General features: G+C 64.4%; 20 protein-coding genes. 10 read left to right on the top strand and 10 right to left on the bottom strand.

Features of this window, described 5'->3' with window-relative positions:
• Window positions 1-208 precede the first annotated feature (208 nt).
• Both VGR99_RS01965 and VGR99_RS01960 read left to right on the top strand, forming a co-directional pair.
• A complete protein-coding gene (locus tag VGR99_RS01965) occupies window positions 209-940 on the top strand; it encodes a transglutaminase-like cysteine peptidase (RefSeq protein ID WP_326896619.1) in 732 nt (243 codons plus the stop codon).
• A 219-nt stretch (window positions 941-1,159) separates the two neighbouring features.
• Window positions 1,160-2,284, top strand: a complete 1,125-nt coding sequence (locus VGR99_RS01960; RefSeq protein WP_326896618.1) for a lysozyme inhibitor LprI family protein — start codon at window positions 1,160-1,162, stop codon at window positions 2,282-2,284.
• A gap of 196 nt (window positions 2,285-2,480) precedes the next feature.
• Here the strand turns inward: VGR99_RS01960 and VGR99_RS01955 are convergent, their stop codons facing one another.
• The 6 genes from VGR99_RS01955 to VGR99_RS01930 all read right to left on the bottom strand — a co-directional run bounded on the left by VGR99_RS01955 (window position 2,481) and on the right by VGR99_RS01930 (window position 9,274).
• A complete protein-coding gene (locus VGR99_RS01955) occupies window positions 2,481-3,680 on the bottom strand; it encodes an ABC transporter substrate-binding protein (RefSeq protein WP_326896617.1) in 1,200 nt (399 codons plus the stop codon).
• A 77-nt stretch (window positions 3,681-3,757) separates the two neighbouring features.
• Complete coding sequence (locus VGR99_RS01950; protein WP_326896616.1) at window positions 3,758-5,596, bottom strand: AMP-dependent synthetase/ligase; 1,839 nt, start codon at window positions 5,594-5,596, stop codon at window positions 3,758-3,760.
• Window positions 5,597-5,693: 97 nt separating this feature from the next.
• Window positions 5,694-6,482: an ABC transporter ATP-binding protein gene (locus VGR99_RS01945; protein WP_326896615.1), complete on the bottom strand. Its 789-nt coding sequence runs from the start codon at window positions 6,480-6,482 to the stop codon at window positions 5,694-5,696.
• Window positions 6,483-6,486: 4 nt separating this feature from the next.
• Complete coding sequence (locus VGR99_RS01940; RefSeq protein ID WP_326896614.1) at window positions 6,487-7,245, bottom strand: ABC transporter ATP-binding protein; 759 nt, start codon at window positions 7,243-7,245, stop codon at window positions 6,487-6,489.
• Window positions 7,242-8,393, bottom strand: coding sequence for a branched-chain amino acid ABC transporter permease (locus VGR99_RS01935; protein WP_326896613.1), 1,152 nt, complete (start codon window positions 8,391-8,393; stop codon window positions 7,242-7,244). Before VGR99_RS01935 ends, VGR99_RS01940 begins: the two co-directional genes overlap by 4 nt.
• 5 nt (window positions 8,394-8,398) lie before the next feature.
• A complete protein-coding gene (locus VGR99_RS01930) occupies window positions 8,399-9,274 on the bottom strand; it encodes a branched-chain amino acid ABC transporter permease (protein ID WP_326896612.1) in 876 nt (291 codons plus the stop codon).
• 261 nt (window positions 9,275-9,535) lie between these two features.
• On the opposite strand from VGR99_RS01930, the gene VGR99_RS01925 reads away from it, so the two are divergent.
• From VGR99_RS01925 to VGR99_RS01905, 5 genes are all read left to right on the top strand, one after another.
• The gene (locus VGR99_RS01925; protein ID WP_326896611.1) at window positions 9,536-10,285 is read left to right on the top strand and encodes an ABC transporter ATP-binding protein; all 750 of its coding nucleotides are present in this window, start codon (window positions 9,536-9,538) and stop codon (window positions 10,283-10,285) included.
• Window positions 10,282-11,808 carry a permease gene (locus VGR99_RS01920; protein ID WP_326896610.1) on the top strand — a complete coding sequence of 509 codons (1,527 nt, stop codon included), beginning with the start codon at window positions 10,282-10,284 and terminating at the stop codon, window positions 11,806-11,808. The genes VGR99_RS01925 and VGR99_RS01920 overlap by 4 nt, the downstream gene beginning before the upstream one ends.
• 119 nt (window positions 11,809-11,927) lie before the next feature.
• Entirely contained in the window at window positions 11,928-12,743 is an 816-nt protein-coding gene (locus VGR99_RS01915; protein ID WP_326896609.1) for an MBL fold metallo-hydrolase, read from the top strand.
• A 65-nt stretch (window positions 12,744-12,808) separates the two neighbouring features.
• A complete protein-coding gene (locus VGR99_RS01910; RefSeq protein WP_326896608.1) occupies window positions 12,809-13,330 on the top strand; it encodes a hypothetical protein in 522 nt (173 codons plus the stop codon).
• 114 nt (window positions 13,331-13,444) lie between these two features.
• The gene (locus tag VGR99_RS01905) at window positions 13,445-14,497 is read left to right on the top strand and encodes an amidohydrolase family protein (RefSeq protein WP_326896607.1); all 1,053 of its coding nucleotides are present in this window, start codon (window positions 13,445-13,447) and stop codon (window positions 14,495-14,497) included.
• Window positions 14,498-14,574: 77 nt separating this feature from the next.
• On the opposite strand, the gene VGR99_RS01900 is transcribed toward VGR99_RS01905, so the two are convergent.
• The gene (locus VGR99_RS01900; protein WP_326896606.1) at window positions 14,575-15,030 is read right to left on the bottom strand and encodes a cupin domain-containing protein; all 456 of its coding nucleotides are present in this window, start codon (window positions 15,028-15,030) and stop codon (window positions 14,575-14,577) included.
• Window positions 15,031-15,265: 235 nt separating this feature from the next.
• Here VGR99_RS01900 and VGR99_RS01895 point away from each other — a divergent pair, with 235 nt between their 5' ends.
• Window positions 15,266-15,820 (top strand): hypothetical protein, encoded by a 555-nt coding sequence (locus VGR99_RS01895; protein ID WP_326896605.1) that lies wholly within the window; start codon window positions 15,266-15,268, stop codon window positions 15,818-15,820.
• Between the two features lie 9 nt (window positions 15,821-15,829).
• Here the strand turns inward: VGR99_RS01895 and VGR99_RS01890 are convergent, their stop codons facing one another.
• Entirely contained in the window at window positions 15,830-17,086 is a 1,257-nt protein-coding gene (locus tag VGR99_RS01890) for an aminopeptidase (protein WP_326896604.1), read from the bottom strand.
• Window positions 17,087-17,199: 113 nt separating this feature from the next.
• The gene (pcaB, locus tag VGR99_RS01885) at window positions 17,200-18,561 is read right to left on the bottom strand and encodes a 3-carboxy-cis,cis-muconate cycloisomerase (protein ID WP_326896603.1); all 1,362 of its coding nucleotides are present in this window, start codon (window positions 18,559-18,561) and stop codon (window positions 17,200-17,202) included.
• A 294-nt stretch (window positions 18,562-18,855) separates the two neighbouring features.
• Here pcaB and VGR99_RS01880 point away from each other — a divergent pair, with 294 nt between their 5' ends.
• Window positions 18,856-19,263, top strand: a complete 408-nt coding sequence (locus VGR99_RS01880) for a BA14K family protein (RefSeq protein WP_326896602.1) — start codon at window positions 18,856-18,858, stop codon at window positions 19,261-19,263.
• A 256-nt stretch (window positions 19,264-19,519) separates the two neighbouring features.
• On the opposite strand, the gene VGR99_RS01875 is transcribed toward VGR99_RS01880, so the two are convergent.
• Window positions 19,520-19,690, bottom strand: coding sequence for a hypothetical protein (locus tag VGR99_RS01875; RefSeq protein ID WP_326896601.1), 171 nt, complete (start codon window positions 19,688-19,690; stop codon window positions 19,520-19,522).
• A gap of 3 nt (window positions 19,691-19,693) precedes the next feature.
• Between VGR99_RS01875 and VGR99_RS01870 the strand changes: the two genes are divergently transcribed.
• Window positions 19,694-21,142, top strand: coding sequence for a winged helix-turn-helix domain-containing protein (locus tag VGR99_RS01870; RefSeq protein ID WP_326896840.1), 1,449 nt, complete (start codon window positions 19,694-19,696; stop codon window positions 21,140-21,142).
• Window positions 21,143-21,325: the final 183 nt, after the last annotated feature.

Raw genomic sequence — 21,325 nt, 5'->3', positions numbered from 1 at the left:
TCGCGGCAGCCGGGCCACACCTAGCCCCTGAATCGTAAAATTTTACGCAATTTGGGCAGGCCCGTTTCAGCCTGTCCCACGGTTTTGGGACCCCTGCCGGGCGCGTTAAGCAGAACAAAACGGCCCGTCTCGCACTATCTCCGCGAAAGCAACAACGCCCGGCACGTCGAGGTCGAGGGGACCTGATGAAGCCGGAAGGGGATGTCAGATGGAGACCGCTGCTCGCTCGCGCGCCTGGCGCGCTGTCCTTGTGCTGTGCGGATTGATCCTGCTCGGATCGACCGCCGACCTGCGCGCCGGCACGTTGCTGTCGCCGGGAGCCGGCGTCCTCGTGCGCAAGTCCGCCGAGCCGTTCGGCGTGTTCGCCTTCGCCATCTCGTCCGGCAGCCTGCAGCAGAAATGGTCCGCGCTGAAGCACAAGCTCGACGACGACATGGTGCAGCTCGCGCTGTGTGACGGCGACCGGGACAATTGCGCCTCGCCCGCCGCCCTCAAGCTGCTCGCTATCGTCGATCAGGCCCGCAGCCGCGACGGCCGCGCGAAGCTGGGCGAGACCAACCGCGCCATCAACCTCGCCATCCGCGCCGCCAATGACGGCACTGACGACGTCTGGAGCTCGCCGCTTGCGACCTTCGCGCGCGGCGAAGGCGACTGCGAAGATTATGCGATCGCCAAGCTGGCCGCGTTGCGGCTCGCCGGCGTCGCCACCGAGGACCTCCGCATCGTCGTCGTGCGCGACGTCAGGGCCGGCGAAGAACATGCGGTTGTCGCCGCCAAGCTCGACGGACACTGGTTGATGCTCGACAACCGCCGCATGGCGATGGTCGAGGACGATGTCGCGCGGACCTACCAGCCGCTGTTCGTGCTCTACCAGTCGGCCGTGATGAAATATGTCGACGAGCCGGTGCGGTTCTCGATGGCCACGCCCGAGGCGCATTGATTGCGATCTTGTAGCCCGGATGGAGCCAACGGGTCGGCGCGAAGCGCCGCCCGATGACAGGCTCCGCGAAATCCGGGGCCGCTGTCGCTTGTTGCACGAATCCCGGATTACGCTTTCGCTCCATCCGGGCTACGGACCTCACACAACCACCCATCACAACCCCATTCCACCGCGCGGCCCGGGACGCTAGCATGGCGCCTTCGACGCGGGGGCGACTGGATGCGGTTCATCGGGCTGACTGTGCTTGCGCTGCTGGCCTTGCCGGCGGCGTCGGGCTATGCGCAATCCGGCCCGACCGACCGCTCCATCGCCGACAGGCTGCCGCTGTTCGCCAAGAACAACTGTCAGCAGATCCGCGATGCCGGCAATCAATTGTTCTGCGGCGATCCCGAGCTTAACGCGGCCGCCGAGAAGCTGGGCGCGGCCAACGAGGCGCGGCTCGCGCGCCTGCCCGATCGCCTGCCCGCAATCGAGGAGAACGCGATCTGGAGCCGCCAGCGCAACCTCGGTTGCGGCATCGTCGGCCAGACCGCGATCCGCGCCGACGAATTCGACCGGGTGAAGGCGTGCCTTCTCAAGGTGACCGAGGAACGCGTCGCGATCCTGCGCGATCCGGATTTCGACTGTCTCGCCGCCAACACGGCCGCGGGCGCGCTGATCTGCGCCGACCCGTCGCTGGCGCTGGCCGAAACCGAGCTCAACGGCCAGGTGCTCGGCCTGATCGGCAAGCTGGACCCGACCGCGGCGCGCTTTGCCTTCGCCGAATATGGCCGGTGGACGCGAGAGCGCGATCGCAAATGCAATCTGGTCGGCAAGGAGAACGTGCCGTTTCAGGAGCTTGGCTCCGCGGAAGACTGCCTCGCCGACTATCTGAAGCACAAGACCAGCGAGATCGCCGCCGCCAAGGGCGATCCGAAAAAGGTGTTCGGCCGGCAGATCGCGGCCCGCTCGCCCGACACCGACGCCGTCGACTTCTGCGCCGCGCGGATTCACGCGGCCAATTCATGCGGCAATTTCCTGCGCATCAACCGCGTCTACGCGATCGACAGTCAGGTGACCGACCAGGAGGCGCAGGTCACCGGCGAGATCGAGATGGTCGTGCTGGCGCCTTTCACCACATGCAGCAAGGTCGCCAGCACGTGCACCGGCACCTGCTGGGATCCAAGGACGGGGCTTCCGCGGCCGGGCGTCGGCAACAAGGAGCGTTCCGGCGAGGCGTTCAACGTCACGCGCCGCCTCAGAATCCAGCGGACCTTTGCGTTCGTGAAAGCCGCCGATGGCTGGCGCTGCCGGGAGGACGAGCTGGCGCCGGTGAATTTAGGGACTGCGGGCGGTGGATCGTAGCCTTTCTTCCTTCTCCCCTTGCGGGAGAAGGTGGCGCGCGCAAGCGCGCCGGATGAGGGGTTCTATCCGTTCGGCACGCTGTTCGTGAGGATAGAGACCCCTCACCCGGCTTCGCTTTCGCGAAGCCACCCTCTCCCGCAGGGGGCCCGCAAGGAGAGAGGGTGCACCGTCATCGCCGCAAGAGCCGCCCCTCCCATCAAAACATCAGATTATCCTTCACCAGCACCCAGCGGCCGCCCTTGACCTGCTGCACCTGGGTGATGGTGTTGGCGAGATGGTCCGTCCTCGAGAACTTGGTCGGCGGCGAGTTGAAGATGTCGAGGAATTTCTCGCCTGACTCGAGCGAGTCCAGCATCTTCTGGCCGGTGAGATCCTTGCCGGCCTTGTTCGCGTAGAACGCGAACGTCATCACCGCGTTGTAGCCGATCATCGCCTGCGTGTTGGCGTCAGTGCCAAACGCCTTCTTGTAGCTGACGATCCAATCCTTCACCTTGTCCTTGGCGGTGTCCTCGTAGGGAATCTCGAAGAGGCCCGCCGCATAGAGCCCTTCGACGGCGTCCTTGCCCAACACCGGCACTTCCAGCACGTTGGTGGGCGAGGCGCCGAGGAAGGTGACGTCCCAACCCAGCTTCCTGGCTTCCGTCATCGCGCCGATGGTCTCGCGAAGGATGGTGCCGAGCACGACGAGATCGCAGCCGTCCGACTTCATCTTGGCGACCTGCGCGCTGAAATCCGACGCGCCACGCTTGTAGCTCGTGATCGAGGCGGGCTGCACCTTCATCGCAGTGAGCTGCTGATTGAAGCCGTCGAGCACGTTCTTTCCGTACTCGTCGTCCTGATGCATGATGCAGGGCTTCTGGGATTTCTTCCACTCCATCATGTATTTGAGCGCCGCCCGGGTGCTCTCGACATAGGGCAGGAGATTGTTGAACTTCAAGCGCTCCTGCGGCTTGGCCGGATCGAACTTGAAGGTGAACTCGGCCGCCGTCAGCGGGAAGAGCTGAAGCACGCCGGCGTCGAACAGGATGTCCTGCGCGGCGAGCACGGTCGGCGATCCCATCGGCCCCACCATCGCGAAGATCTTGTCCCGCTCGATCAGTTTCTGCGAGGCCAGCACGGCCTTCTTCGGATCGTAGCCGCTGTCCTCGACGACCAGCTTGATCTTGCGGCCATTGATGCCGCCCGCCGCATTGACCTCTTCGGTCGCCATCTTCATGCCGTTTGCAACCGGTACGCCCCAACCCTTGATCGGTCCCGACAGATCCTGATGGGTGCCGATGACGATCTCGCTGGCCGAGATGCCATCATTGGTGACCTTGGTTTGCGCCGCGGCCGGCAGACAGGTGAGCGCCACCGCACTCACAGCAAGGCCGAACGCTCTCAACGATCTCGACATTGACGTCTCCTCTCCTTGGGGCCCATATGATGCGAAGGGCGGGGCCATCACTCCTTCGCTTTTTCGAACAAAATGATTCACGCCACCGCGCGCTCGCGATACATCGCGTCGATCTCGGCGGCATAGCGCTTGTTCACGAAGTTGCGCTTCAGCTTCATGGTCGGCGTCAGCTCCTCGTCCTCCGGGGTGAGCTGCCGCTCGATCAGATAGAACCGCTTGACGGTCTCGACGCGCGCGAAATTGGTATTGACGCCTTCGATCTCGCGCCAGATCAGGTCCTGGATCTCCCTTGCACGGCACAGGCTCGCATAATTGGTGAAGGGGATGTCGTGGTCCTGGGCGAACTTCTCGACATTCTCCTGGTCGATCATGACGAGGCAGGTCAGGTATGGCCGCTTGTCGCCGATCACGACGGCATCGGAAATGTAGGGCGAGAATTTGAGCTGGTTCTCGATCTCCGACGGCGTCACGTTCTTGCCGCCTGAGGTGATGATGATGTCCTTCATCCGGTCGGTGATGCGGACAAAGCCCTCGTTGTCGATGGTGCCGACGTCGCCGGTGTGCAGCCAGCCCCAAGGGTCGATGGTCTCGGCGGTCTTCTCCGGCTGGTTCAGATAGCCCATGAACAGGAAGTCGCCCCTGATCAGGATCTCGCCGTCCGGCGACAGCGCGACCTCGCCCCAGGACACGGCGGTGCCTACCGAGCCGAGCTTGATGCGCTCCGCCGGCATCATGGTCGCGACGCCGCAATTCTCGGTCTGGCCGTAGACCTCGTGCATGTCGATGCCGAGCGCGAGATACCAGCGGATCAATTCCGGCGCGATCGGCGCGGCGCCGGTGAAGGCGATGCGGCAGCGGTCGAGCCCGATCATGCGGCGGATGTTGCGGAACGCGAGTCGATAGGCGATGGAGTTGGCGATGCGCAGCGACAGTGACGGCGCCCGGCCCTCGATCCGGCAATCGACCATGCGATAACCGATGTCGATGGCGCGGCGATAGACCCATTGCTGGAGCGGGGTTGCATCCTTCAGCGCGATGGTGATGGCGGAATAGAACTTTTCCCAGATGCGGGGGACCGCGAGGAAGATGGTCGGCTGCACCTCGCGCAGATTGTCCGGCACCGTCTCCGGGCTCTCGGCAAAATTCATCACCGAGCCAAGCGCGACCGAGATGTAGTAGCCGCCGATACGCTCGGCGACGTGGCAGAGCGGCAGGAAGATCAGCCTGTCCTCGTCTTCCTGCGCCGGAATGAAGTCGTTGGCGTGCCGCATCTGGTGCGTGACGCTGCGATTGGCATGCATCGCGCCCTTCGGCGGGCCCGTCGTGCCCGAGGTGTAGACGAGCACGGCGAGATCGCCGGTGCTGCGGCTGTCGATCATCTCCTGCCACAGCGCTTCACGCCCGGCCATGTGGTTGCGCCCGAGCGCGTGGAATTCGTCGAGCGACATCACCATGTCGTCGGAGAAGCCGCTGAGGCCCTCCATGTCGAACACGATGATCTTCCGCAACAAAGGACAGCGGCAGCGGCAGGCGAGGATCTTGTCGAGTTGCTCCTCGTCCTCGGCGAAGATCACTGTCGTCCGGGAATCGTTGAGGAGATATTCGACCTGGCTCGACGAATCGGTCGGATAGATGCCGGATGAGACGCCCCCGGCGCACAAGATGCCCATGTCGGCATGGACCCATTCGGGCACGGCGTTGGCGATGATGGAGGCGACGTCGCCCGGAGCGAAGCCGATCGCGTGAAGCGCGTAGGCGATCTCCTGCGAGATCGCGAGCCATTCGCGCCAGCTGGTCGGCTGCCAGATGCCGAACTTCTTCTCGCGGATCGCCGGCCTGTCGCCCCGCGTCTCCGCGGCGCGCAGAAAGCTCTTCGCGATCGTATCAGCGACCGTCAGCACCGCCGGTCGAGCCATGCGCGTCTCCTCCTTGTCGCCTATTCCCTCCGCTGCCTGCCTTGCCGGCGGTCTGTTGTTGCGGATGGGTAGCCCCATTTTACCGCGAAATCTTTCCCTAACGCCAAGTCTTCTTCTTTTTCCAGCGCCGCTCGCCTCGCGCGCCCTGTTCCTTGGCGCCAAGGTAGAATTCCTGGATGTCCTGGGAATGCATCAAGCGTTCGCAGGTGTCGTTCATCACGATGCGGCCGATCTCGAGCACATAGCCATAATGCGCCGTCTCCAGCGCCACCTTGGCATTCTGCTCGACCAGCAGGATCGACATGCCCTGCTCCTCGTTGACGCGGCGGATGATCGTGAAGATCTCCTTCACCAGCAGCGGCGACAGGCCGAGCGAGGGCTCGTCGAGCAGCAGCAGCAGCGGGCGGTTCATCAGCGCGCGGCCGATCGCGAGCATCTGCTGCTCGCCGCCCGAGAGCTGGCCGGCCGGCTGGTCGATGCGCTCCTTCAGCCGCGGGAAATAGCCGTAGACGCGCTCCAGGTCCTCCGCGACGCCGTCGCGATCCCTGCGCGGATAGGCGCCCATCATCAGGTTCTCGCGCACCGAGAGGAACGGGAACACCTCACGCCCCTCCGGCACGTGGCTGAGGCCGAGCCGCACGATCCGGTCCGCCTCCATGCGCTGGATCGGCTTGCCCAGGAACTCGATCGCACCCTTCTGCGGATCGAGAATGCCCGAGATCGTCTTCAGCACCGTGGTCTTGCCGGCACCGTTGGCGCCCAGCAGCGTGACGATACGGCCGCGCGGCACCTCCAGCGAGATGCCGCGGATCGCCATGATCGGCCCGTAATAGCTCTCGATGTTCGAGAGTTTCAGGATGATGTCTGGAGTGACCGCGGTATCCATCGCATCAGGCTCCCAGATACGCGGCGACGACGTCGGGGTGCTGTTGCACCTCCGCCGGCGAGCCCATCGCCAGCACCCGCCCGTAGTTCAGCGCGATGACACGATCGGAGACGCGGTTGACCAGCGACATGTCGTGCTCGACCATCAGCACGGTCACGCCGAGCTCGTTCTTGAGGTCGCGGATCCAGAACGACATGTCGTCGGTCTCCTCGACATTCAGTCCCGATGACGGCTCGTCGAGCAGGATCAGCTTCGGCTCCGAGCAGAGCGCACGCGCGAGCTCGATCACCTTGCGGACACCGTAAGGCAGGCCGGAGATGAGCTTGTCGCGATAGGGCTCGAGATCGAGGAACTCGATGACCTGCTCGACCCGGCGGCGGTGCACCTTCTCGTTGGCGCGCACGCTCGGCAGGAACAACAACTCCTGCCAGAGCTGGGTGGTCGAATGGCGGTGGCGGCCGACCAGCAGATTCGACAGCACGGTCGCATTCTCGAACAGCTCGATGTTCTGGAAGGTGCGGGCGATGCCGAGCCTTGCGATGTCGTAGGGCGGCTGCTCGGTGATATCCTGGTCCTCGAAGAAGATGCGGCCCGAGGTCGGCCGGTAGATCCGCGAGATCAGGTTGAAGATCGAGCTCTTGCCGGCGCCGTTGGGACCGATGATCGAAAGGATTTCGCCGCGCTCGACCGCGAACGACACCGCGTCGACCGCCCTCAGGCCTCCGAAGTGCAGCGACAGGTTCTCGGCGCGGAAATAGCTCATCGGTTCCGCTCCGACTTCACGTAGATCTTCTGCCGCTTGAAGGTGGCGCGCTTGTAGAGCGGGAAGAGCTGGAAGAAGAGCTTGATCTTCAGCCAGCGGCCGTAGAGCCCGAGCGGCTCGAACAGCACGAACAGCACGATGATGATGCCGTAGATGGCGCCCTTCAGTCCGTTGAGCGAGGCGAAGGCCGCGACCTTGGACTGGACGTTGCCCGCGGTCGCCGGGCCGGCACCGAAGGTTGCGGCAATGCCGGCGATGATGCCGGGCATGTCATCCTTCAGGTAAGTCAGGAACGGATCGATCATCACGATGAAGATCGCGCCGAGCACCGCGCCGTGCAGGCTGAAGGTGCCGCCGATCAGGATCACGATGATGAACTCGATCGAGAGCTGCAGCGTGAACATCTCAGGCGAGATGAAGGAGAGCTTGTGCGCGAACAGCACGCCGGCAAAGCCGGTGATCGCCGCCGAGATCGCGAACGACTTCACCTTGTAGAGCGCGACATTGACGCCCATGCTGCGCGCCGCGGTCTCGCTGTCCCGGATCGCGACGAAGGCGCGGCCGGTCGGAGAGCGCAGCAGATTGAGCGTGCCGACGATGGTCAGCACCAGCACGGCAAGGCAGAGAAAATAGAAGGTCGGGCTGTCGCGCGGGACCGTGACGCCGAGCAGTGACAGCGCCTTGATCCGCATGCCCTCGTTGCCGTTGGTCACACTCTCCCAGCGCGCCAGGATCTCCTCGACGATGAAAGCGAAGGAGATGGTGGCGATGACGAGATAGATGCCCTGCAGTCGCAGCGCAGGAAAGCCGACCAGTGCGCCGATGCAGCCGGTCAGGACACCCGCGGCCAGGAAGTAGACCGGGAACGGCACGTTGTATTTCTGCAAATACGCCGCGGTGTAGGCGCCGATCGCCAGGAATGCGGCATGTCCGAGCGACGCCTGCCCGGTGAATCCCGTCAAAATCATCAGCGCCACGCCGACCGTCGCATAGATGCAGACGAAGACGAGCTGGCTCATCAGATAGCTGGAGAGCACGTAAGGCGCGATCAGCAGCAGCGCGAACAGGATGCCGTAGGAGACGAAATAGCCCGAATGTGGGAAGAGCCGGATGTCGTCCTCATAGTCGGTCTTGAACAGGAACCGCATGGCGTTCAGACCTTCTTGCGGACGTGAAGGCCGAACAGGCCCTCGGGCTTGAGCAAGAGCACGGCGAGCAGCACGAGGTAAGGTGCGACGTCCTTCCAGCCCTCGGCGAGGTAGAAGCCGGCCATACTCTCGATCACCCCGATCAGGACGCCGCCGACGACGGCACCGGGGATCGAACCGAAGCCGCCAAGCACGGCGGCGGGAAATGCCTTGAGGCCGAGCACGAGGCCGACATTGGAGTGGATGAAGGTGATCGGCGCCAGCAGCACGCCGGCGCAGGTCGCGACCGCCGCGCTGATCGCCCAGACGATCGACACCACGCGCTTGACGGGAATGCCCATGTAATAGGCCGCCAGCATGTTCTCGGAGCTCGCACGCATCGCGGTGCCGAGCGTGGTCTTGTTGAAGAACAGCCAGAGCAACGTGCAGAGGATGATCGTTGCCGCGATCACCGAGAGCTTGTCATGGGCGAGCACCAGTGAGCCGATGCGCAGCACGCCCTGGCTGAACGGCGTGTCGATCTTGAAGTCGTCGGTGCCCCAGACCATGCCGGCAACGGAGCGCAGGAAATAGCCGAGGCCGATCGTGGCCATGATGATGGAGAATTGCGGATAGCCGAGGATCGGCCGCACCACCACGCGCTCCGCCAGCATGCCGAACAGCGCCATGGCGGCCACTGCACCGGCAAACCCGATCCAGTAGTTCAGTCCCATCATGCCGATGAAGGTGAAGGCGAAGAAGCCGCCCAGCATCATCAAATCGCCCTGGGCGAAATTGACGACCTCGGTGGCCTTGTAGACGAGCACGAAGCCGAGCGCGATCAGGCCGTAGACGCAGCCGAGCGCAACACCGCTGACAAGCTGCTGAACGAAATCCAGCATCGCCGCGCTTCCTCCCGATGCAACCGGCGGTTCTTCGACCGCCTTGTCGCATCTTGTGTCCAGTCGCTACGCAGTCATTCCGCCGCGTTAGCGCCATTTGTCCCGTTGCCAATTCAGCCTGAACGCCTGCGCGCTGTCAACAAACGGTGACTTGCCTTTAGTCCAAGGTGCATGCCGGAATTTGCGGCAGCGCGATTCACGGTGCCGAAACATCTTCGGGTCATGGTCGCGGGCGATGCAAAACCGCATGGTATGGCCGTCATGAAGCCGGACAGCTCGGCGCTGGAAGTCCGAGGGTTAACGAAGCGTTTTGACCGCCTGGCGGTCGACAGCCTCGATCTCACCATTCATGCCGGCGAATTCTATGCGCTGGTTGGCCCCAACGGTGCCGGCAAGACCACCACTTTGCGCATGGTTGCGGGCCTGTTGCGCCCCGATGCCGGAGCGGTCTCGATCTTCGGCATCGATGCGCTGAAAGATCCCGTTGCCGCCAAGCAGGTGATGGCGTGGGTGTCCGACGAGCCCATGATTTATGACAAGCTGACCCCTCTGGAGTATCTCGAATTCGTCGCCGGCCTCTGGGGCATCGCGCCATCGGTCTCGGAACCGGTCGCGCAGGAACTGCTCGCCTCGCTCGGGCTCGCGCCGCACCGGCACGAGCGCTGCGAAGGCTTTTCCAAGGGCATGCGCCAGAAGGTGGCGCTGGCCGGTGCGCTGGTGCACGATCCCCGCCTCATCATTCTCGATGAACCGCTGACGGGCCTCGATGCCGTCTCCGCCCGCCATGTGAAGGGGCTGCTGAGCGAGCGCGTTCAGGCCGGCTGCACCATCATCATGACCACGCACATTCTCGAGGTCGCCGAACGCATGGCCGACCGCATCGGCGTGATCGCCTCCGGCCGCCTCGTGGCCGAAGGCACGCTGACCGAGCTGCGCCAGCAGAACGGTCATGCCGACACCAGCCTCGAAGATCTCTTCATCGCACTGGTGACGCTGCAGGAAGCGGCATGAGCTCGGCGACCGCGCTGTCCTGGTTTGCGCGGCACGAGCTCCGGCTCGCCTGGCGCGAATGGTTCGCCATGATGACGGGCGGACGGCGCAAGCGGGCGCGCGCGGCCGTGATCGGCCTGCTGTTCTTTGCGGCGCTGCTGCATGTGCCGGCCTGGGCGGTGATCGGCCGCTTCGCCGACCTGCAACTGCCGCTCGACAAATCCTCGCTGATCGTGATCTCTGCGACGATCTTCCTCGCCTGGACGCTGATGCTGTCGCAGGCGATCGAATCGGTGACGCGGGTGTTCTACGCCCGCGCCGATCTCGACCTGATCATGTCCTCGCCGGCGCGGCTCGCCAATCTGTTCTCGGTGCGCATCGCCGCGATCGCGCTCACCGTCACCGTGATGGCGCTGCTGTTCTCGACGCCCTTCATCGACGTGCTGGTGTTCGGCGGCGGCGCGCGCTGGTTGGCAGCGTTCGGCGTCGTCATCGCGATGGGCCTGTCCGCGGCGGCAATCGCGATTGCGGTCACGATTCTCCTGTTCCGCCTGATCGGGCCGGCGCGTACGCGCTTTGTCGCCCAGATCCTCGCCGCGATCATCGGCGCAGGCTTCGTGATCGCGCTCCAGGTCGCCGCGATCATGTCCTACGGAACGCTGTCGCGCTTCACCATCCTGACCTCGGGAAGCCTTGCCGCCTACGCGCCCGATGTCGACAGCATCTGGTGGTGGCCCGCGCGGGCGACCATGGGCGACAGCGAAGCGCTGTTGCTCCTGCTGGCGCTCGGGCTCGTGCTGCTCGGCAGCGTGATGGCGATCTTCTCCGGCCGCTTCGCCGACACCGCGATCGATGCCGCCGCCTACGGCAAGTCAGGCAGCAAACGCACCAAGGAACGTCCGTTCCGCGGCGGCTCGCGGCAGCAGGCGTTGCGGCGCAAGGAATTCATGCTGCTCTGGCGCGATCCCTGGCTGATCTCGCAGACCCTGATGCAGTTGCTCTATCTGGTGCCGCCGGCGCTCCTGCTCTGGCGCAGCTTTGCCGACAGCTCCGCAGCGGTAACATTGATCACGCCCGTCATCGTGATGGCGGCGGGACAGCTCGCGGGCGGGCTCGCCTGGCTGACGATCTCCGGCGAGGATGCCCCGGATCTGGTCGCGACCGCACCGCTGACCCCATCCAGCGTCACCCGCGCCAAGATCGAGGTGGTGCTGATCGCGATCGTCGTCATCTTCTGCCCGCTGCTCGCCGCCCTCGCCTTGGCCTCGCCGCTCCAGGCCGCGGTCAGCGCCGGCGCGATCATCATCAGCGCGGCCTGCGCCACCGCCATCCAGCTCTGGTTCCGCGTCCAGGCCCGGCGCAACCAATTCCGCCGCCGCCAGACCTCCTCGCGGCTTGCGACCTTTGCCGAAGCCTTCTCCTCGATCGGCTGGGCCGCCAGCGCCGCGCTGGTGCTGACCCTGCCCATCGCCGGCCTCATCAGCGGCCTGATCACAGCCGGCCTCGTCGCCATCACCTGGAAATTCAGCCCCAGGCGTGAATAGGAAGACGTGAATAATGCCGGCATGAGGGTGCGACACTGACGCGCTGTTGATTGCCAGCTGTTGGCCTCACGCTGCATTGCACGCTAGACTTCCCCTTGGGCGTCAACGGGAACGGATTCATGCGGCGACTGGTTTCGGCGGCTCTGGCGCTGTTCGGCGCATTCCTCACCCCTGCCCTCGCCCAGCAGCAGCCTCAGCGCAGCGAATGCCTGGCGATGGCCAATGCCGCGCCCCGCGCGATGCCGGTCGCGTTCCGGCAGGCCGCGGCGGCCAACGAGGTCGAGATCACCTATGCCGGCCATTCCACTTATTTCATCGACACGCCGGGGGGTTTGCGCATCGCGACCGATTATAGCGGCGCCTATCAGGTGGGACGGCTGCCCGACGTCGTCACCATGAACCGGGCGCACAGCACCCACTATTCTTTGTATCCCGACAAGCGCATTCCCCATGTGCTGCATGGCTGGAGCGAGGACGGCAAGCCGGCCATCGTGTCGGAACGGATCGGCGACACCTTCATCCGCAACGTCACCACCGACATCCGCCGCTATTTCGGCGACGATTCCGGCAGCGACATGATCCGCGACGGCAACTCCATCTTCATCTTCGAGGTCGCGGGCCTCTGCATCGGCCATCTCGGCCACCTCCATCACAAGCTCGACGACAGCCATTTCGCGCAGATCGGACGGCTGGACATCGTGATGGTGCCGATCGACGGCACCTATACGATGTCGCTCAACGGCGTCTCCGAGATCACCAAACGGCTGCGCGCCTCGGTGGTGCTGCCGATGCACCGCTTCGCCACCCCGCTCGACGAATTCATGCACCTGATCGGTCAGCAGTTCGAGATCGACCAGCGCCGTGAGCGCTTCCTGCGCATGTCGCGTGATATGCTGCCGGCGAAACCGACGGTGATCATCCTCGACGGCGTCTGAGGCGCAACTTTCTCCAAGCCGGCGGTCGGACGGCCATGCTGATCTCCCCGCGAGAGGAGATCGACATGACCGATTTTGCGAGATTGCTGCATGCGGATGGACCGAACCCGGAGCACGTGGCGGCGCTCCAGCTCTACGGCCGCTTCGTCGGCGATTGGGATGCCGAGATCACGGCCCACGGCACAGACGGAACGAAACACATCGCGCCCGGCGAGATCCATTTCGGCTGGGTGCTGGAAGGTCGCGCCGTGCAGGACGTCTGGATCATTCCGCGCCCGGCCGGCAGTCCGGCCTTCCCGATCGCCGGCAATTGGTACGGCACCACGCTGCGGGTCTATGACCCCTCCATTTCCGCGTGGCGGATTTCCTGGTTCGATCCCGCGCGCTGCGTGTTCCGGCAACAGATTGGCCGCGCGCACGGCGAGGACATCGTGCAGGAGGGCACGACGGAGTCCGGCGAGCTGACGCGTTGGAGCTTCGTTGAAATCACAGGCGATTCTTTCCACTGGCTCGGGGAAGTCAAACCAGCCGGCGCAGCCGATTGGCGGCTCGTGGTCGACGTGAGGGCGAAGCGGCGGAAGGGTTGACGACAGCGCCGCTGTGCTCGCAATGACAGGTGCGGTTGCGCAGCGCGCGCTGCTGCGTGACGAGACGAGGTGTTAGGCTCCCAATCACAAAAAACATCAAGGGAGCGAACGTCGATGGCTGCAAGCGGTCTGCCTGCCAATACCAGCGGGCTATTCGTCGAGCCGCGCGAGGACTGGCTCGTGCAATATCAGGAGGAGATCATCGATCCCGCGCGGCCGATCGTCGATCCCCATCACCATCTCTGGAATCGCGGGCAGCGCTATCTGATCGAGGAGATGGCTGCCGACATCGCCTCCGGTCACAACATCATCGCCACGGTCTATGTCGACTGCCGCTCGATGTATCGCGCGCACGGGCCCGAGGCATTCCGGCCCGTCGGCGAGGTCGAGTTCGCGAACGGCGTCGCAGCGATGAGCGCGAGCGGCGGCTACGGCAAGGCCGCGATCTGCGCCGGCATCGTCAGTCACGCCAATCTGCTGCTGGGCGATGCCGCAAAACCGGTGCTCGAGGCGGAGATCGCCGCCGGCAATGGCCGCTTCCGCGGCATCCGGCATTCCTCGGCCTGGGACCAGGACCCTGTCGTCGCCGGCATGTATGCGAACCGGCCGAAGGAATTGCTGCGGGATCCGACCTTCCGCAAGGGCTTTGCCTGCCTTGCACCGCTCAACCTCAGCTTCGATGCCTGGCTGTTCCATCCGCAGATCGGCGAGCTGACCGAGCTCGCGCGCGCCTTCCCCGATACCAGAATCGTGCTCGACCATTGCGGCGGCCCGGCCGGCGTCGGCCGGTTTGCCGGACGGCGCGAAGAGGCGTTTCCGCAGTGGCGCGCGTCGATCCTGGAGATCGCGAAATGCGAGAACGTCGTCGTGAAGCTCGGCGGGCTCGCGATGTGCCTGCTGGGCTATGACTTCCATCTGCGGCCCAGGCCGCCGTCATCCGAGGAGCTTGCTGCAGCGTGGCGGCCCTATGTCGAGACCTGCATCGAAGCCTTTGGGCCCAAGCGGGCGATGTTCGAGAGCAATTTCCCGCCGGACAAGGGTCAGTGCAGCTATCAGGTGATCTTCAACGCCTTCAAGCGCATCGCCACGCCCCTGAGCGAGGCCGAGAAGACCGCGCTGTTCTCGCAGACCGCGACCGAGTTCTACCGGCTCGATCTGCCGTCATGACGAGAAGAGGGGCCGGGATGTTGGTCCCGGCCCCTCTTCCGTCGTGGCCGCTGGGAAGCGTTCTTGAAACTTTGTAGCTAGCCCGCACCCAGCAACGAGGCGGGACGACGCTCGCCGGCGGGGACGAACATCCGCTTGAGCTTGTTGACGACGCGGATCAGGAAACCGATCATCACGGGGTTGGTCTTGCGGCAGAAGGCGATCTTCTTGACGTAGCCTTCGACATGCCATTTGGCATGCGCGCCGTCGCGGAAGAAGATGACGTCGCCGGGGCCGTAGCGCTTCGGCGGCATGCCATCGCTCTCGAGTACGATCGATCCTTCCATGATCATGATCGTCTCGTCGATGTCGTAGTACCAGTTGAAGCGGCCTTCGGTGCAGTGCCAGATGATCGTTGACGCGGTGCCGTCGTCGCTGGTGGACAGGATGTGCGAGCGCGAAATCGGATTACCCTCGATGATCCAGGACGGCTCGATCGGCCGCAGCTCAAGATCCACGTTGCAACTACCGATTTCAATCAATGCGCGCGACATCTGCTTCCCCAAGGGATATAATATGACTGGCCGGGTCTCGGCCCGGATTGTTTCGAAAGATGTTGGAACGCTAGTAGCCGGTTTTTAATTCTTTCTTACGCAGGCCCCGACAATCAGCCGCAAGTTGCAGGTGCGAAGCGGTTAACGTCCCGATTTCCCTGCGAATCCGCGCACATGAACCCTTCTTTTCCGGGGTGCGACAAAGTGCGCGAGAATACCGGAAAGGAACCAGCCGATGCCCCTCACCCCAGAGGTTCTGACAGCCAACGGCGAAGTCGTCGCCTGGCTCGGCGGCTTCGAAATCTCCTTCGCGCCGGACGAAGAGCCCTGGTTCACCATCGACGGCATCGACGACCCGCGGCAGATCGGCAGCGACGGCTCCGGCGGCGCCTTCGTGCTGTTGCCGTCGCAGAATGTGCTCTACGTCTCATCGGAGGGCCGCGCAGGCATCATCGCTGGAAATTTCGAGGCATTCATCCAGCTCGTCGTCGCCCACCCCTACTGGCTGGACGTCCTCAAATTCTCCGCCGGCGGCGATCTCGCGGAGATGCGGCGCGCGGCGGATGCGCTGGAGGCCACGCTCGAGGATGAGGACGAAGTCAACGAGGCTCGCGAGGAGATCCGCAGCGCGCTCGGCCTGCCCGTGCCAGACGATCCCGTCGCTGAACTTTACGAGGCGGTGGCGGCGTCCGACGCCATCGTGCGGGCCACCGATGGCAGCCCGTTCACGACGCTGTTCAACCGCTTCAGCATCGACAACAACAAGATGCTACGCAGCGCGGCGGCGTGAGGAGAAGGGTTACTTCGCCCACTCACCCTTGCGGAACACCGGCACCTTGCTGCCGTCGGCCAGAATGCCGTCGATGTCGGTCTCGGCCGAGCCGATCATCCAGTCGATATGGATCAGGCTTTGATTGCCACCCTGCGCCGCGATCTGCTGCGGGGTGAGCTGCGCACCGTTGACGAAGCATTTCGAGTAGCACTGGCCGAGCGCGATGTGCGAGGCCGCGTTCTCGTCGAACAGCGTGTTGTAGAACAACAGGCCGCTCTGCGAGATCGGCGAGGAATGCGGCACCAGCGCCACCTCGCCGAGCCGGCGCGCGCCTTCATCGGTGTCGAGCACCTTGTTGAGCACCTCCGCGCCGCGCGAGGCCTTTGCGTCGACGATCTTGCCGTCCTCGAAGCGCACCGCGATGTTGTCGATCAGCGTGCCCTGATAGGACAGCGGCTTCGAGCTCACGACATGGCCATAGACCCGCCGGCAGTGTGGTGTGGTGAAGACTTCTTCGGTCGGGATGTTGGCATTGCAACTGATGCCGTTCTTGGACAGCGAGGCGCCGCCTTCCCATTCATGGCCGTCGGCAAGTCCAATGGTGAGGTCGACCCCCGGTCCATTGTACTGGAGCGCGCGGAAACGCTGGCCGTTGAGCCAGTTGGTGCGCTCGCGCAGCACCGCATTGTGGTTCGCCCAATTGGCCATCGCGTCCTCGCGATCGACACGGGACGCCGCGAAGATCGCGTCCGCGAGCTTGCCGACGGCAACGTCCTCGGGATCGTTGGGGAACACCTGCTTGGCCCAGGACGGGCTCGGATAGGCGATGATGTTCCAGTTGGTGTCGAAATTGACGATCTTTTCCAGCGCCGGCTGATAGGCCATCGAATTGGCCTTGCTGGCACGCGCGACCTTGGAAGGATCTTCGCCGGACAGCAGCATCGGATTGTCGCCGACGATGGCGAGCCGCGCGGTATTGTCGGAGAACGCCTTGGCCATGCCCTCGTAGAGCCAGTTCGCGGCGCGATCGAAACTGTTGTCCTGGCCGTGGCGGTAGCGCGCCAGCGTCATCTCCTCGTCCGACAGGATCGGAGTGACGATACCGGCGCCGGCCTTGTAGGCATGCACGGCGATCCGCCGCACCAGCGGCAGTGCGATCGCCGGCGCCGTCAAGAGCAGATCCTGTCCCGGCCGCAAGCCCAGGCCCACCTTCACCGCCACCTCGGCCAGCCGGTCGAGTTTCGCGGGATCGATGGGAGTGGAGGTGATGCCTTGATCGGTCATGCCGGGTCCTCTGCCGAAAGTCTGTGGTTCAATCTAAGCCTAGCATCGCGGGACACAAGTATGCGAGCGCCCGGGAGCTGTCGAAAGATACGCAGTTTCACGCATTTTGGTTTTCAACGCGTTGCCGATTTCAGCACCCGGTCGACCATGGCGGGCGCGAGGCCGAGGTAATTTTTCGGTAAGGTGAGCGCCTCGATTGTGGCGCGGTCGATGCGGCTCGAGATGCGGCTGTCGGACGAGAGCGCATCCGCCAGCGTCAACCCCTTCTCATTGGCGAGCCGGCAGGAATCGTAGACGACGTCATGGGCCTCCTGTCGCCCGATCTGCGGCGCCAGCCCCATCATGACCGCTTCGGCCACGATCAGGCCGCGGCTCATGGCGAGATTGTCGTTCATCTTCGCCTCGTCCACGATCAGGCCCGCGAGCGCGAACTTCGCCTGGTGCAGGGCGCCTGCGGTCAGCACGAAACTCTCCGGGATGGCCATCCATTCGGCATGCCAGGGACCGGTGGCACGCTCGAAATCCTGCACCATGGCGTCCAGCATCAGGCCGGCATGCTGGCGCACCGCCTTGCTTGCTGCGAGCATCAGTTCCGAGGAGATCGGGTTGCGCTTCTGCGGCATGGTCGAGGAGGCCCCGCGCCCCTTGACGAAGGGCTCGTAGACCTCGGCGAACTCGGTCGAGGCCATGATCATAATGTCGAGTGCGATCTTGCCGAGCGAGCCGGTGACGAGCGCGAGGAAGTTCACGGTTTCCGCAAAGCCGTCGCGCGCGACGTGCCAGGTCGAGGCGGGAACGCCGAGCTTCAGCTCGGCGCAGAGGGCCTCCTGCACCGCAAAGCCCTTGTCGCCGAGCGAGGCCAGCGTTCCGGCGGCGCCGGCGAACTGGCCGACCAGGACGCGCGGCTTCAGCTGCTCAAGACGCTCGGCGTGGCGGTCGAACATCGCGAGCCAGATCGCGGTCTTGTAGCCGAACGTCACCGGCAGCGCCTGCTGGAGATGGGTGCGCCCCGCCATCGGCGTATCGCGATAGCGTCTCGAGAGATCGGCGAGGATCTTGCGCAACTCGGCGATGTCGCGCCCGACGATCTCGAGCGCCGCGCGCAGTTGCAGCACCACGGCGGTGTCCATGATGTCCTGCGTGGTCGCACCCCAGTGCACGTAGCGGCCGGCCTCGCCGCATTGCTTCACCATCTGATGCACCAAAGGAAGGATCGGATAGCCGACGATGTCGGTCTCCTGCCGCAGCAGATCGAAATCGAGCGCGGCGACGTCGGTCCGCGCCGCGATCTGGTCCGCAGCGTCCTGCGGGATCACGCCGCATTTTGCCTCCGCCTTCGCCAGCGCCACCTCGACCTCGGCGTAGCGGCCGACCAGCGCGACATCGGAAAACACCGCGCGCATCGCGGGGGTGCCGAAGGCGTCGCGGAACAGCATGGAGTCGAGCACGGTGGTCGAGGCGTGAAAAGCGGGCATGAGCGTTTCTTCGTGGCTGTCGTTCTCTGTGGAGGACAGCTTACGCAGGCCGCAGCGTTCGGCAATGAACATTCATCGTTCGTCACATGTTCGATGTGCGCGTGATCGTTCGTAACCCGCATGAGCGAAGCGACATGCGGGACCAATTGCCTCGGATATCGCTTCGCTCATCCGGGCTACGTGGCGCCGCACAAGCATCACCACCATCCTGTCCAAACTTTAATTCAGTGCGCTTCCGCAGTTGCCCTATCACTGAAGCGCGGCGCGAGACCGCCGCGTGACGAGGAGACCAGAATGCTGAAATCGTTTCGCTTCGTTGCTGGCGCTTGTGTGCTTGCAGGCCTGTCGACGACAACACTGACAGCGGCGTCGGCGGCGCCGATCGGGCAGCCATTGGCGATGACGCGCGCTGATCCGGGCCAGGTCGAACAGGTGCGCTGGTACGGGCACCGCGGCTGGGGCTGGGGCGGCGGCGCGTTCGTCGGCGGCCTCGCGGCCGGCGCGATCATCGGCGGCGCGGTTGCTGCACCCTATTATTACGGCTCGCCCTATTATTACGGACCGGGCTACCCGCCACCGCCCGTCGCCTATGGACCGCCGCCGGAAGGCGACCTGCAGTACTGCATGCAGCGCTACAAGTCCTACAACCCGAACACCGGCATGTACCTCGGCAACGACGGCAGGCGCCATCCCTGCCCGTAGTGATTCTGATCGCGTAGTCTCGTAGCCCGGATGAGCGCAGCGAGATCCGGGGCGTCGCGACGACTGGTCCCGGATATCGCTGCGCTCATCCGGGCTACAATCCTTGCTCCCAGTCGCGGGCACGTCATCGCGCCCGCGACAATCCGACCAAAGCCCGCCACATTCTAATTCGAGTTGTATTCCCCTTCGAAAACCGCATGGCTGCCATCACGAGAACGTGGTGAACCAGCCCGCCTGTTCAGCGGACTCACAGACTTCAGTCGGAATCCATTTTGATTTCTTCATTGCCTGATGTCGCCGTGAGGTCTGAGTTTTCGACGTGCAGTTTCTGTTCCGGGATCACCTTCTCGACACTGACCGGCGCGAGCTGAGCCGCGAGCAGGTTCCCGTTTCCGTGGAACCGCAGGTGTTCGACCTCGTCGTCCATCTGATGGAGAACCGTGACCGGGTAGTCAGCAAGGACGAGCTGATCGACAAGATCTGGCACGGTCGCAGCGTCTCCGAATCCACCCTGACCAGCCGGATCAACGCGGCGCGCAAGGCGATCGGCGACAATGGCGCGAGCCAGACGCTGATCCGCACCATCGCACGCAAAGGCTTTCGCTTCGTCGGAGATGTCGAGACCAAGCTCGCCGCGATCGCGCAGGAGCCGGGCCGCGGGATACGGGTTCCGCAGACGATGCTCGCGCTGCCCGACCGCCCCGCGATCGCCGTGCTGCCCTTCACCAATATGAGCGGCGACCGCGAGCAGGACTATTTCTCCGACGGCATCAGCGAGGACATCATCACCGCGCTGTCGAAACTACGCTGGTTCTTCGTCGTCGCGCGCAACTCCTCCTTCATCTACAAGGGGCGCGCCGTGCATATCCACGAGGTCGCGCGCGAGCTCGGTGTCCGCTACGTGCTCGAAGGCAGCGTGCGGCGGAGCGGCGATCGCCTGCGCATCTCGGCCCAGCTCAACGACGTCTCGACCGGCAGTCATCTCTGGGCCGAGCGTTACGACCGCGAGCTTGCCGACATCTTTGCCGTGCAGGACGAGATCACCGAGGCGATCGTCGCCGCCATCGAGCCGCAGCTCTATGCCGCCGAGAGCTTTCGCGCCCAGCAGAAGCCGCCGGGCAGTCTCGACGCCTGGGACCTCGTGATGCGCGCCCTGTCGCATTACTGGCGCATCACCCGCGAGGACAATGCGGCGGCGCAGGAACTGCTCGCAAAGGCGGTCGCGATCGATCCCGCTTACGGCAAGGCCCTGGGCCTGCTCGCGACCAGCCATATCTTCGGCGCGCATATGGGCTGGGCCGACATGGCCGCGACTGTGCCGGTCGCCGAACGCGCGGCGCATGCGGCGGTGGAAGCCGATCGCGAGGACGCCTGGGCCCATCACGGCCTCGCCTATACGTATCTGTTCCGCCGCCGCTTCGACGACGCATTGGCGGAGTTCGAGCTGGCCTTGAGGCTCAATCCCAACTTTGCGATGGCACACGCCTTCTACGGCGTCACGCTGTGCTACGCGGGGCGATGGCAGGACGGCGATGCCGCCGCGCGCCGCGCGCTGCGGCTGAGCCCGCGCGATCCGCTCGCGGCAATCTATTGCGGCGTCGCGGCCTATGCACAGTTCATCGGCCGCAATTACCAGGCATCGATCCAGATGGCGCGGGAGTCGATGCGGCAACGCGCTGATTTCGTCGGTGCGCATCGCGTGCTGACCGCCGCCGCGGGCATGTCGGGCGATGCTCAGCTCGCGGCGTCGGCGCTGCGAGGCCTGCTCCGCACCCAGCCCGGCATCTCCCTGACCTGGCTCACCCGCGAGCTGCCGATGCTGCGGGCGGAGGATCGCGAACATTATCTCGAAGGGTTTCGGCGCGCAGGAATGAGGTAGGGACCACTCTCCCTCACCCGGAACTTGCTCTCGCAAATTCCGGCCTCTCCCCGCAAGCGGTAGGGCTATCGCATATGGAAATTCCCGAGTCTCTTCCGTGGCTTGGTTCAGCATTGCACCTACGCGACGCATACAAGCTGCGGAATCGGATCGAGAACAAAACAGAATCGAACCGCGAAGAGC

Origin of the sequence: Bradyrhizobium sp., assembly GCF_035935975.1 — a bacterium.
Classification (GTDB): domain Bacteria; phylum Pseudomonadota; class Alphaproteobacteria; order Rhizobiales; family Xanthobacteraceae; genus Bradyrhizobium.
This window is presented reverse-complemented; position numbering and strand designations above follow the sequence as displayed.